This is a genomic window from Knoellia locipacati (assembly GCF_044791685.1).
Lineage (GTDB): Bacteria > Actinomycetota > Actinomycetes > Actinomycetales > Dermatophilaceae > Knoellia > Knoellia locipacati_A.
The window spans coordinates 3,999,242-4,011,257 of record NZ_CP087730.1 but is presented as its reverse complement, the minus strand read 5'-3'; the positions used below and the strand labels follow the sequence as shown (position 1 = coordinate 4,011,257).

9 protein-coding genes are annotated in these 12,016 nt (G+C 71.6%); 6 read left to right on the top strand and 3 right to left on the bottom strand.

Annotation, left to right across the window (positions count from 1 at the left end; all coding sequences use genetic code 11):
- Positions 1-44: 44 nt before the first annotated feature.
- Entirely contained in the window at positions 45-419 is a 375-nt protein-coding gene (locus LL946_RS18805) for a universal stress protein (protein WP_404383455.1), read from the top strand.
- Between the two features lie 215 nt (positions 420-634).
- A complete protein-coding gene (locus tag LL946_RS18800) occupies positions 635-2,314 on the top strand; it encodes an RNA polymerase sigma factor (RefSeq protein ID WP_404383453.1) in 1,680 nt (559 codons plus the stop codon).
- Between the two features lie 146 nt (positions 2,315-2,460).
- On the opposite strand, the gene LL946_RS18795 is transcribed toward LL946_RS18800, so the two are convergent.
- The 3 genes from LL946_RS18795 to LL946_RS18785 are packed head-to-tail and all read right to left on the bottom strand — an operon-like array spanning position 2,461 to position 6,948.
- Positions 2,461-4,770: a DUF3488 and DUF4129 domain-containing transglutaminase family protein gene (locus tag LL946_RS18795; RefSeq protein ID WP_404383451.1), complete on the bottom strand. Its 2,310-nt coding sequence runs from the start codon at positions 4,768-4,770 to the stop codon at positions 2,461-2,463.
- Positions 4,767-6,026, bottom strand: coding sequence for a DUF58 domain-containing protein (locus LL946_RS18790; RefSeq protein ID WP_404383449.1), 1,260 nt, complete (start codon positions 6,024-6,026; stop codon positions 4,767-4,769). Before LL946_RS18790 ends, LL946_RS18795 begins: the two co-directional genes overlap by 4 nt.
- A gap of 7 nt (positions 6,027-6,033) precedes the next feature.
- On the bottom strand, positions 6,034-6,948 hold the full coding sequence (locus LL946_RS18785; RefSeq protein WP_404386953.1) for an AAA family ATPase: 915 nt from the start codon (positions 6,946-6,948) through the stop codon (positions 6,034-6,036).
- Between the two features lie 456 nt (positions 6,949-7,404).
- On the opposite strand from LL946_RS18785, the gene mraZ reads away from it, so the two are divergent.
- From mraZ to LL946_RS18765, 4 genes are all read left to right on the top strand, one after another.
- Positions 7,405-7,836, top strand: a complete 432-nt coding sequence (gene mraZ, locus LL946_RS18780; RefSeq protein WP_147067033.1) for a division/cell wall cluster transcriptional repressor MraZ — start codon at positions 7,405-7,407, stop codon at positions 7,834-7,836.
- Positions 7,837-8,029: 193 nt separating this feature from the next.
- Positions 8,030-9,010, top strand: a complete 981-nt coding sequence (rsmH, locus tag LL946_RS18775; protein ID WP_404383446.1) for a 16S rRNA (cytosine(1402)-N(4))-methyltransferase RsmH — start codon at positions 8,030-8,032, stop codon at positions 9,008-9,010.
- A complete protein-coding gene (locus LL946_RS18770) occupies positions 9,007-9,747 on the top strand; it encodes a hypothetical protein (protein ID WP_404383444.1) in 741 nt (246 codons plus the stop codon). Before rsmH ends, LL946_RS18770 begins: the two co-directional genes overlap by 4 nt.
- A 467-nt stretch (positions 9,748-10,214) precedes the next feature.
- Positions 10,215-12,011 (top strand): peptidoglycan D,D-transpeptidase FtsI family protein, encoded by a 1,797-nt coding sequence (locus LL946_RS18765; protein ID WP_404383442.1) that lies wholly within the window; start codon positions 10,215-10,217, stop codon positions 12,009-12,011.
- The last annotated feature ends 5 nt before the right edge of the window (positions 12,012-12,016 follow it).

Below are 12,016 nucleotides of genomic sequence, written 5' to 3'. Positions count from 1 at the left end.
AGCCAAGAGCCATCCGGCTGACCTGCTGACCAAAGGAGACACTCGTGGCCATCGTCGTGGGATACATCCCGACCAAGGAAGGCGCAGCCGCTCTGGCCCGCGCCGGCCAGGAAGCACTCCTGCGCAAGACCGACCTCGTCGTCATCAACTCCGGTCGTGACGGTGCGGGTGACGACTCCGAGGAGCTCAGCCGCCTCGGCGACGACCTCAAGAGCCAGGGCGTCGGCGTGACCGTCCGCCAGCTCATCCGCGGCAACGAGCCGGCGGAGGACCTCATCGCGGTCGCCGAGGAGCTCAAGGCAGAGCTCATCGTCATCGGCCTGCGGCGGCGCACGCCCGTCGGCAAGCTCATCCTCGGGTCGAACGCGCAGCGCATCCTGCTCGACGCCCCGTGTGCGGTCCTGGCCGTCAAGAGCTGATCGCACCCCACTCCGGATGAATCGCCGCGACCCCCTGGAATAGGGCAGGGGGGCCGCGGCGATTTATACTGTCCATGCACCCTTCGAGCAACGGCCGATCCTCGCCCCCGTGGATCACGTCAGAAGGTGCACCCAACAGACCAGCCGGTCCGTGCTCCGCCCACGCGTGAGCACCGCCGAGCGCCTCCCGTGACGAAAGGTTGTCGGTGTCGCCTGTGTCCACGAACGCCCCCGAGACGCCCCTCCCCGCCGAGTTCACCCACCCCGCACTCCAGGACCTCGTCCGCACCGGGCGCACCACCGGCACGGTGTCCGGTGAGCAGGTCTCGCAGGCCATCGTGGCCGCCGGCGTGCGCGCCAACCGGGGACGCATCGTCCTCAAGGCACTCGCAGGCCAGGGCATCGTGGTCGTCATGACCGCGCCGGACCGCGCCGTGGCCGCCACCAAGGCGACCGCCAAGAAGACGACGTCGGCGACGACCAAGAAGGCCGCGCCCGCCAAGAAGGCGGCGCCCGTCAAGAAGGCCGCCCCAGCGAAGAAGGCTGCCGCCGGTCAGGCGACCGACGAGGCCCCCGCCAAGAAGGCCGCACCCGCCAAGAAGACCGCGGCCAAGGCCGCGACCACCAAGAAGGCAGCAGCAGCCGCAGCCGCCCCGGCGAAGAAGGCTGCCGCGAAGGCCCCGGCGACCAAGAAGGCCGCCGCCAAGAAGGCCGCCGCCACCAAGGCCACCGGCGATGCCGACGTCGACGGCGAGGACGTCGAGCCCGAGGACGTCGACGAGGCCGAGCTGGCCAAGGTCGCCGCCGAGGTCGACACGACGCCGGCCGTCGTCGCCGACGCGGACGCCGCCGACTCCGAGGACGACGAGGACGGCGAGTCCGACGGCAAGGCCAAGGCCGACGCGGTGCCCGAGAGCGCCGGCGGCTTCGTGCTCCGCGACGACGATGAGGAGGACGCGCCGGTCCAGCAGGTCGTCACCGCCGGCGCCACCGCCGACCCGGTCAAGGACTACCTCAAGCAGATCGGCAAGGTCGCCCTGCTCAACGCCGAGCAGGAGGTCGAGCTCGCCAAGCGCATCGAGGCGGGCCTGTTCGCCGAGGAGCGCCTCAACTCCGGCGACAAGATCGACATGAAGCTCAAGCGCGAGCTGTGGTGGATCGCCCAGGACGGCAAGAACGCCAAGAACCACCTGCTCGAGGCCAACCTGCGACTCGTCGTCTCGCTGGCCAAGCGCTACACCGGTCGCGGCATGCTCTTCCTCGACCTCATCCAGGAGGGCAACCTCGGCCTCATCCGCGCGGTCGAGAAGTTCGACTACACCAAGGGCTACAAGTTCTCGACCTACGCGACGTGGTGGATCCGCCAGGCCATCACCCGCGCCATGGCCGACCAGGCCCGCACCATCCGCATCCCGGTGCACATGGTCGAGGTCATCAACAAGCTGGCCCGCGTCCAGCGCCAGATGCTCCAGGACCTGGGCCGCGAGCCCACTCCCGAGGAGCTCGCGCTCGAGCTCGACATGACGCCCGAGAAGGTCGTCGAGGTGCAGAAGTACGGCCGCGAGCCCATCTCGCTGCACACCCCCCTCGGCGAGGACGGCGACAGCGAGTTCGGTGACCTCATCGAGGACTCCGAGGCGGTCGTCCCGGCCGACGCCGTGAGCTTCACGCTCCTCCAGGAGCAGCTGCACTCGGTCCTCGACACGCTCTCGGAGCGCGAGGCCGGCGTGGTCTCGATGCGCTTCGGCCTCACCGACGGACAGCCCAAGACGCTCGACGAGATCGGCAAGGTCTACGGCGTGACCCGCGAGCGGATCCGCCAGATCGAGTCCAAGACGATGAGCAAGCTCCGTCACCCGAGCCGCTCGCAGGCGCTGCGCGACTACCTCGACTGAGTCTCGGCCCCACGACGACGTATGCCGTGTGCCCACCTGGGCACACGGCATACGCGCGCCTGCGGGCAACTTTCGACCAAGAGGTCACATATGGCGCGTGCCATTCGTGACCTCTTGGTCACAAAGTGCGCGTCGGGGGAGTTGGGTCAGCGGCGGCGGAGCCGCAGCCACGCCCGTCGGGGCCAGTCGACCATCGCGTCCCTGACGTCGTTCCACTGGCGCACCCCGTCGCTGGGGACGAGGTAGGCGCGCGCACGCGCGCTGCGCTGGCGCGCCGAGAACGCCGCCTTCCACACGGCCCTGGCGTCGTCGCTGACGTCGTCGATCGCCGCGTGGGGAGGGGCGTAGCGGGCCCGCTCGAGGGTGTCGACGATGCGGCCCATCGCCGCCTTCGACTCGCCCGTGAGGATCGCGTCGTGGGTGAGCCGTGCTCCCGCCTGCCGGGGGGTGCTGCCCGAGGGGGGCACGATGCCGATGTCGCCCAGGCGCGAGATGAGCGAGGCCCACTCGGCCTCGACCCTCTCGGCGTCGTCGCGGGCCTCGAGTCGCAGCCGCCGTCGTCGCTGCCACGCAGCCACGGGGAGGAGCAGCAGCGAGAGCAGGACACCGAGAACGACGCCGATCGTGAGCGCGTGCTCACGCACCCAGGCCAGTGGCCCGGGCAGCGTCGTCGTGTTGTCCTGCACCGCACCCTGGTCGCTGTCGGGCCGCTCGCTGAGCGTGGGCGAGGGTGCAGCGGTCGTCGCGGTCGCCGTGGCACTCGACGTGGGGGCGGCCTCGCTCGGGATGAGGCTGTAGACCGGTGCGGCCCCGGCACGCCCGCTGGGCGTGGGCTCGAACCGCGTCCAGCCGATGTCCGAGAACCACAGCTCGGGCCAAGCGTGGGCGTCCGCGGCGCGCACGGTGTAGCCGCCGTTCGCGAACGTGCCGGGCAGGAAGCCGATCGCCATCCGGGCGGGGATCCCCTTGAGGCGGGCGGCCATGACGAACGCCGAGGCGAACTGGACGCAGTAGCCGGTGCGCGACACGAGGAAGTTGGAGAGGGGGTCCGACATCATCGTGCGCCCGGAGACCGGGTCCGTCGGCGTGGGCAGCTGCAGCGAGTAGGTGTACTGGCTGCTGCGGAAGTGCGCCTGCAGCAGTCGCGCGGTCTCCAGTGGGGTGGCGTCCGCGGGGACGACCGTGTCCACGAGCTCGCTCAGGCGGAGGATGCCGTCGCTGTCGAGCTCGGTGTAGAGGCCCTGCTCCGAGCCCACCGGGTCGGGACCGCCTCCCGCGAAGTCGTCCTCGACCGGCGCGAGCTCGCTGTAGGTCACGGAGTAGTCGTTGGTCGACCGGTCGACCTCGTAGCCCCCGACGAAGTTCGTGCGCAGGGGGATCCCGTCGAGGTCGACCGAGCGCAGCGGGGTCGGCAGGGCGATCTGGGGAGCCTGGAGCCGGTTCTCGGTCACCTCGACCTCGACCGCGGTCCGCTTGACGTCCGGAGACCCGACCGGAGGCTCGACGCCGCCGTCGACGATGCTGTCGGCGTTGAAGCGCGTGCTCCACTCTCCGCGGCGGTAGTCGGTGAGGATCGCGACGCGAAGCGGAGCCGGGGTGGTCGTCGACGTGGTGTAGCTGATGACCGGCTCCTGCGACTGGCTCTCGAGCGACCGGCGCAGGTCCAAGGTCGTGTTGAGCCGCACCGACCCACCGCCGCGCCCGTCGTCGGAGCGGCCGAGACCGTCGGCGAGGTAGGTCGTCGGGAGGTGTGGCACGACCATGGGCAGCACCACGGCCATCGCGAGGGCTGCGGCGCCGAGGAGGCGGGCCGTGCCCGCGACGCCGAGCACCGGGTCACGGTCGGCGCCACCCTGGCCGAGCGGCACGGCGGTGCCCCACCGCCGGACGGTGGCGATGCCCTGGGTCGCCACGAGCCCCAGCCAGAAGGCGATGGGGAGCACGAAGTACGTCCAGGAGAGCCCCTCGCCCGAGTTCGTCGCCGAGACGAGGTATGCCGTGAGGAGACCGAGTCCTGCCAGTGCCGGCAGGCGCAGGGTCACCCCGACCGCATCGGTGGCGAGCGCGGTGAGGCCGACGAGCATCGTGATGGCGACGATGACGCCGCGCTCGGTCGGCACCGGCACCGAGAAGGCCATGACGGTCTGCTGGGCCTCGCCGAGGAGGATCCCGAACGACCTCACCGTGTCCGGACCCGGGAGCAGCCCGACGTAGAGGTGGCCACGGCCGTGCAGCCACGAGACGACGAGGAACGCCACGACGAGCTGGCCGAGGACCACCTGCCACGCCGAGGCCGACAACGACCGCAGGGCCAGGCCCACGAGCGCGATGGTCACGATGACGACGAGGCTGGGGCGGATCCACGCGTTGGAGTCGAAGAGGGTGAGCAGCGGGAGCGCGACGGTGAAGCTCGCCAGCGCCGCGAGCACTGTCTCGACCGGACGGGTGCGGTTCATCGCGCTCCCACCAGACGCCTCGAGCCGGCGACAGCCGCCCAGGCGTCGCCCACGGCGAGGTCCGGCGTGATCGGCAGCGCGGCCCACCCGGCACCGGCGAGGGCCGCGGTCGTGGCCCCGGGGTCGGCCCCGCCGCCGGGCTGGCCGCCGCGGCCGAAGGCCGAGCCGTCCACGACGAACGCGAGGCCCGGTCCGCCCGGCTGGCGCAGCGACGACAGGGCGCGGGACGAGTCGTCGTCGAGAGCACCGACGACGGCGACGACCAGGCCGCCCTGCGCCGTCGCGCCGCTCGCCGCGTGGAGCATGCTCCCGATGCCCGACTCGTCCGACGGCGCGGTCCGGGCGAGGGTCTCGAGGGCGGCGTCGAGGGCGCCGTCCTCGCGCACCCCGGACTCCTGTCCCGGGTCCGGGGTGAGCAGGTGCACGGCGAAGCCCGAGTCGAGCAGGTGGTTCACGGCGGAGGCCGCCATCGTCACGGCCCACTCGAGGGAGCCCGCCGGCCCGCTGCCACCATGGGCCCGGGCACGCGTGTCGAGCAGGACGACCGCGCGCCGCTTGGCGGGTCGGTCCTCCTGGCGGACCATGAGCTCCCCCGTGCGGGCGGTCGCGGGCCAGTGGATGCGCCGCAGGTCGTCGCCGTCGCGGTACTCGCGGATCGACTGGTCGTCCTCACCGTGCAGCGCGACGCGGTGGGGCACCGATCCCTCCGCGCCGAGCCCGCGGCCGAGCGCCCGGCCGTCGGCGAGGGTGACGACGCGAGGGAGGACGAGCAGCTCGTCGTGGCTGCTGATCGAGGTGTGGCGCAGGGTGAGACCGAAGGGGTCCTGGACGCGCACGCCGAGCGGCCCGAGCCGGTGCGCACCGCGGGCGTGTGCGCGGACGGCATACTCCACGTGCGTCTCGCCGCCACCGGGAAGTCCGGGGACGACGAACCGGGGCCGGTCGCCGAGCGAGTAGTCGAGGTGCTCCTCGGCGAGCAGCACGGGCGAGCGGGACATCGAGGGGTTCGAAATCGTCACGCCGACGACGGCGGGCTCGTCGATCGTCACCCGGGACGGGCGCGCCTCACGCTCGACGACGAGCGCGAGGTCGTGGCGCCGGCCGAGCATGCCCGCGAGCAGGGGAAGGGCGCACAGGGCCGTGCCGATCCGGCTGAGATCGTGCTGCCCCAGCGCCAGGCCGGAGAGGACGAGGACGATCCCGGACGCGAGGAACGCGGCGCCTCGCGTCGTCAGGGATTCGCGGAACCGGCGCACCGGGACCTCAGCGGGTCGGTGCCGGCACGCGGACGCGCTGGAGCAGGTCGGTGAGGACGTCGGCCGCGGAGCGGTGCGCGAGCTGGCTCTCGCCGGTGAGCATGAGCCGGTGGGCGAGCACGGGGATGGTCATCGACTGCACGTCGTCGGGCAGGACGTGGTCGCGACCGGCGAGCGCGGCGTGGGCGCGGCTCGCCCGGAGCAGGTGCAGGCTCGCCCGGGGGGAGGCTCCGAGACGCAGCGCCGAGCTCGTGCGGGTGGCCTGGGTGACGTCGACGACGTACTGCTTGAGGGCCTGGGAGGCGTGCACCTGTCGCACGGACTCGATCATCTGGTTGACGGTCACGGCATCCGTGACGGGGTGGAGCGCCTCGAGGGGTGAACCGGCGCCGTGCTGGTCGAGCATGTCGAGCTCGCTGCGCGCCGACGGGTAGCCCATGGAGATCCGCGCCATGAAGCGGTCACGCTGTGCCTCGGGCAGGGGGTAGGTGCCCTCCATCTCGATGGGGTTCTGCGTCGCCAGGACCATGAACGGACGCGGCAGCGCGTACGTCGTGCCGTCGACGGTGACCTGCGCCTCCTCCATGGACTCGAGCAGCGCCGACTGGGTCTTGGGCGAGGCACGGTTGATCTCGTCGCCGACGACGACGTTGGCGAAGATCGCGCCCGGGCGGAACTCGAAGTCGCGCACGTCCTGGTTGAAGACGCTGACGCCGGTGATGTCGCTCGGCAGCAGGTCCGGGGTGAACTGCACCCGGCGCACGGAGGCGTCGATGCAGCGGGCGAGGGTCTTGGCGAGCATCGTCTTGCCGACGCCCGGGACGTCCTCGATGAGGATGTGGCCCTCGGCGAGCAGCGCGATGACAGCCGTCCGCACCGCGGCCGGCTTGCCCTCGATCACGGTGTTCATCGCGTTCTGCAACGAGCTGGCGACCTGGAGGACCTGGTCGAGTGCGGCACCGGAGTGCGGCGCCCGATCGCTGCGGACGTGCTCGTGGGTCTGGTGGACCTCGTCGTGTGCCGGCACCGCTTCTCCTGGGATGAGTGCTCCCGTGGCCCTGCGCCGCCGGGGTCTTCGATCTTGCCCCACAACGCTCCACCGGGGGAGGGCCTCGGCCCCGAAAACGCAGTTCACAGCGAACGTGCAGGTACGAGCAGGGGTACGGACACGGCATACGGGCATCGTCCGTGGCTCTCCAGCGCCGCTGCATCGGCTCGGACTGTGGAAGTGCCCCACTTTGCACCACCGGCTCTGACCTGCGTAAAAAGCCCTTACAGATCTCCATAACGACTTGATTTCAAGTAAAGGTGGAGTAAAGTGGGGGAAACCGGAGAGAAGTGTCGCCCACGGGTCGAAGCGAATGGGGAGGTGAGCGCGGTGTTCCTCGGTACTCACACGCCGCGCCTCGACGACAAGGGCCGTCTCTTCCTCCCCGCCAAGTTCCGCGAGCGCCTCTCGACCGGCCTCGTCGTCACCCGAGGTCAGGAGCGCTGCCTCTACGTCTTCCCCATGGACGAGTTCACGAAGGTGACCCAGCAGATGCAGGAGGCGCCGACGACCAACCGCGCCGTCCGCGACTACATCCGCGTCTTCCTCTCGGGCGCCAGCGACGAGATCCCCGACAAGCAGGGACGCGTGACGATCCCCGCGCACCTGCGCCAGTACGCCGGGCTGTCCCGCGAATGCACGGTCATCGGGACCGGGTCGCGCGTGGAGGTCTGGGACACCGAGGCGTGGAACGACTACCTCGCCAGCACCGAGCAGGCCTACTCCGAGCAGTCAGAGGAGGTCATCCCCGGACTCATGTGACCTCACCCCGGCTCCTGGCCTCCAGCCGACCGGTTCCCGACACGACTTCCCCCGTGCCGGGCCCCGGACGGATGGGGACCAGGGGCCGGGGAGGCACCACCGCAGGGATCGACCCCACCACCAGACGCCACCGCCCGACACCACCGCACCACCACACAGTCACACCCACGCAGCAGAGACGAGGAGCAGCCAGATGGAGTCACGGGGAGCCGCGCACGAGCGGCACGTACCCGTGCTCCGCGACCGCATCGTCGACCTCCTGGCCCCGGCACTCACGACGCCGGGGTCGGTGCTCGTCGACGGCACCCTCGGCATGGGCGGGCACGCCGAGGCGTTCCTCGAGCGCTGTCCTGAGGCCACGGTGATCGGCATCGACCGCGACGAGGAGGCCCTCGCGCTCGCGGGGGAGCGTCTCGCCCGCTTCGGTGACCGGTTCCGCGGTGTGCACGCGGTCTACGACGAGATCGCGGACGTCGTCGCGGACGCCGGGCTGACGCAGGTGCAGGCGGTGCTGTTCGACCTCGGTGTCTCCTCGCTGCAGCTCGACGAGGCCGATCGGGGCTTCGCCTACGCGCAGGACGCGCCCCTCGACATGCGGATGGACCAGGGGAGCGGGATCACCGCCGCCGAGGTCCTCAACACCTACGCTCCCGGCGAGCTCATCCGGGTGCTGCGCGACTTCGGTGAGGAGCGCTTCGCCAAGCGGATCGTCTCGGCGATCGTGCGTGAGCGCGAGGCCGAGCCGTTCACCCGCTCCGCGCGTCTCGTCGAGCTGCTCCGGGATGCGGTGCCGGCGGCGTCGCAGCGGACGGGCGGCCACCCGGCCAAGCGGACCTTCCAGGCTCTGCGCATCGAGGTCAACGACGAGCTCGGCGCGTGGCAGCGCGCCGTCGTCGGCGCCATCGACGTGCTCGCCGTCGGCGGCCGCATCGCCGTCCTGTCCTACCACTCGCTCGAGGACCGGATCACCAAGCGCGCCCTGGCCGCCGGTGCCACCTCGACGACACCACCCGGTATGCCGGTCGAGCTCCCGGAGCACGCGGCATACCTCCGACTGCTGACCCGAGGGGCCGAGGAGCCCCCCGCGGACGAGCAGTCCACCAATCCTCGATCCGCCTCCGCACGACTGCGGGTCGCAGAACGCACACGTTCCACGAAGGGGGCCCGGCGATGACCACGACCGCCACCGCACGTCCACTCCACCGCTCGCCGGCCAGGCCCACCCGGCCCCAGCCGCTGAGCGTCGTCCGTCAGCAGCCCCAGCAGGGGCAGCCGATGTTCGTCGCCGCGTGCCTTGCGCTCCTCGTCGCCGGCCTGCTCGGTGTCCTCATGCTCAACACCTCGATGGCCAAGGGGTCGTTCGTCCTCGGCGACCTCCAGGACCAGTCGAACCAGCTCGCCGACGCCGAGGAGGCGCTGAGCCACGCGATCGACGCCCAGAGCGCTCCGGCGGTTCTGGCCCAGCGCGCCCTCGACATGGGGATGGTCCCGTCGGAGACCGCGGCCTTCCTGCGGCTGAGCGACGGCAAGGTGCTCGGCGTGGCGGAGGGGGCCACGGCCCAGAAGGAATTTACTGTTGCCACACAAGGCAGCTCGGCTGCCGCGGCAGCCCGCCCGGCCATGACTCCCCAGGCCACGGTCGAGACGGTGGGCACCGTGACGACGACGACGGTGACGACGGTCAAGGGGGACAGCATCGAGGTCACGACCACGAGCGTCGACGCCCGCACGGGGGAGACGCGGACGACGACGTCGACCAAGAAGCCCTCGCCTCGGGCCTCCGACGTCGCGCGGCCGACGCCGCGGACCGGTCCACCGTCCACCCCCTCGGCCTCGCCCTCCGCCCGGTCGTCCGCGACCCAGCGCACGCCGAGCCAGGCGGCCACCCCGACTCCCACGACGACGCCGTGACCCCACGGACCCCGCCCCCTCCGCCGCGCGGGCGTGAGCCGCGGCGGTCCGGTGGGTCCGGTGCCGCGCGCCCGGCAGCCCGTCCGGCCAAGAAGCGGCAGCCTCCAGCGGCAGGTGCGACGCGCACGCAGCGACCCTCGGCCCAGGGTTCCGCATCCGCGCCGCGGCGTGCCACGTCCCAAGGCCGCCCGGCCCAGGGCCGCACCAGCCAGGGCCGCACCAGCGAGGGCCTTCCGGCCTCCGGTCGGCCGAAGGCCGGAACGCCCAAGGGAGCCACGCCGAGGAAGGCGTCGACCACGGCGGCCGCGTCGCGCGCGACGGCCTCGCGTGCGACATCGTCCCGGGCCTCCTCGTCCCGGGCCTCCTCGGCCAGGGGCACCTCGCGGCGCACCGGTCCGCCGAGGCGACCGCCGGCGCGCCCCAGGGCCACGCGCTCACCGGGCAACCCGAGGCGCCGCATGCGCGGGATGACCATCGCGGTCCTCTTCGTCTTCAGCATCTTCGCGGCCCAGCTCCTGCGCATCCAGGGCTTCGACTCCTCCGCCGTGGCGGCGCAGGCGCTCGAGCAGCGCACCGAGAAGGTCGTCATCCCGGCGCTGCGCGGCAAGATCACGTCCTCCGACGGTGTCGTCCTCGCCTCGAGCCGGGCGCGCGAGACCGTCGTGGCCGACCCCACCGCCGTCTGCACCTACAAGCAGAAGAGCACCAAGACCTGCGACCCCGCCTCGAGCGGTGCGGCCGTGGACCTGGCCGCCCGTGCGCTGGCGCCGCTGCTCGGCAAGTCCGCCGACGAGCTGCGCCCCCGGCTCGGCGGCAGCGGTCGCTACCAGGTGCTCGACCGCAAGGTGAGCCCCCTGACCTGGCGCAGGATCGCCGACCTCGGGATCCCGGGCATCTACCGCGACTCGGCCGAGGCCGTTCCAGAGCGTGTCTACCCCCAGGGGCCGACCTCGGCCTCACTCGTCGGCTTCGTCACCAACGACGGCGCGGCCGGCGGCGGCCTCGAGTCGATGATGGACCAGGCCCTCAAGGGCAAGGCCGGCTACTCGGTGTTCGAGAAGGCCCCCGACGGCTCGAAGATCCCCGGCGGGCGCCAGGGCGGCGTCAAGGCCGACGATGGCCAGGACGTCACCCTCACGGTGAACTCCAACATCCAGTGGTACGCCCAGAACGCCCTGGCGCAGCAGATGGCCCGGATGGGGGCGCAGTCGGGCACGGCCGTCGTCATGAACGCCAAGACCTCCAAGATCCTCGCCCTGGCGTCCTACCCGACCTACGACCCCAACGACATCGCGAGCGCCAAGGGCAGCCTCGTCAACAAGGCCCTCAACGACGTGTTCGAGCCCGGCTCGACCGCCAAGGTCATGACCGTCGCGGCCGCGCTCGAGGAGAAGCTCGTCACGCCCGGCCAGCCGGTCATCATCCCCAACCGGATGCAGCGCTACGACGCCAACTTCAAGGACAGCCACGACCACCCGACCCTCTACCGCACCGTCGCGGGGACGCTCGCCGAGTCGAGCAACATCGGGACGATCCTCATCGGTGAGACCCTCGAGCCCAAGAAGCTCGAGGAGTACTACCGCAAGTTCGGCCTGGGGTCGAAGTCGGGCATGGGCTACCCCGGTGAGTCCGCCGGCCTGCTCTCGCCGGCCGAGAAGTGGAGCGGGACGCAGCGCTCGACGGTGATGTTCGGTCAGGGACTCTCGGTCACGGCCATCCAGGCGGCCTCGGTCTTCCAGACGATCGCCAACGGCGGCCTGCGGATGACCCCGTCGCTCGTCGAGGGCACGACAGCCGAGAACGGCTCCTTCACCAGGGCCGCGACCAAGCCGGGCACGCGCGTCGTGTCCGAGCAGACGGCCTCCCAGGTCAACGCCATGCTCGAGGGCGTCGTCTCCAAGGAGGGCACCGCGCCACAGGCCCAGATTCCCGGCTACCGGGTCGCGGGCAAGACCGGCACCGCCGACTTCTACGACGCCCGGCTGGGCCGCTACAGCGGCAAGACGGCGAGCTTCATCGGCTACGCCCCTGCCGACGACCCCGAGCTGGTGGTAGCCGTGATCCTGCAGCGACCGAGCGCCAGCATCTACGGCGGAACCGTCGCCGCCCCGGTCTTCCAGGACGTCATGACCTACGCCCTCCAGGAGCTCAAGGTCCCGCCGACCGGGACGACCAAGGACGCCATCACACTGTCGGTGACCCCCGGGGAGGCCGCGTCGAACCCCGACACACTGCGTGACAAGGCACGTCGCGGCTCCAAGTAGTCTGA

Bases quoted from the DNA above. Each gene is read 5' to 3' on its own strand.
- LL946_RS18795 (WP_404383451.1), bottom strand. From the start codon at position 4,770: ATGAACCGCACCCGTCCGGTCGAGACAGTGCTCGCGGCGCTGGCGAGC.
- rsmH (WP_404383446.1), top strand. From the start codon at position 8,030: ATGGAGTCACGGGGAGCCGCGCACGAGCGGCACGTACCCGTGCTCCGC.
- LL946_RS18770 (WP_404383444.1), top strand. From the start codon at position 9,007: ATGACCACGACCGCCACCGCACGTCCACTCCACCGCTCGCCGGCCAGG.
- LL946_RS18765 (WP_404383442.1), top strand. From the start codon at position 10,215: ATGACCATCGCGGTCCTCTTCGTCTTCAGCATCTTCGCGGCCCAGCTC.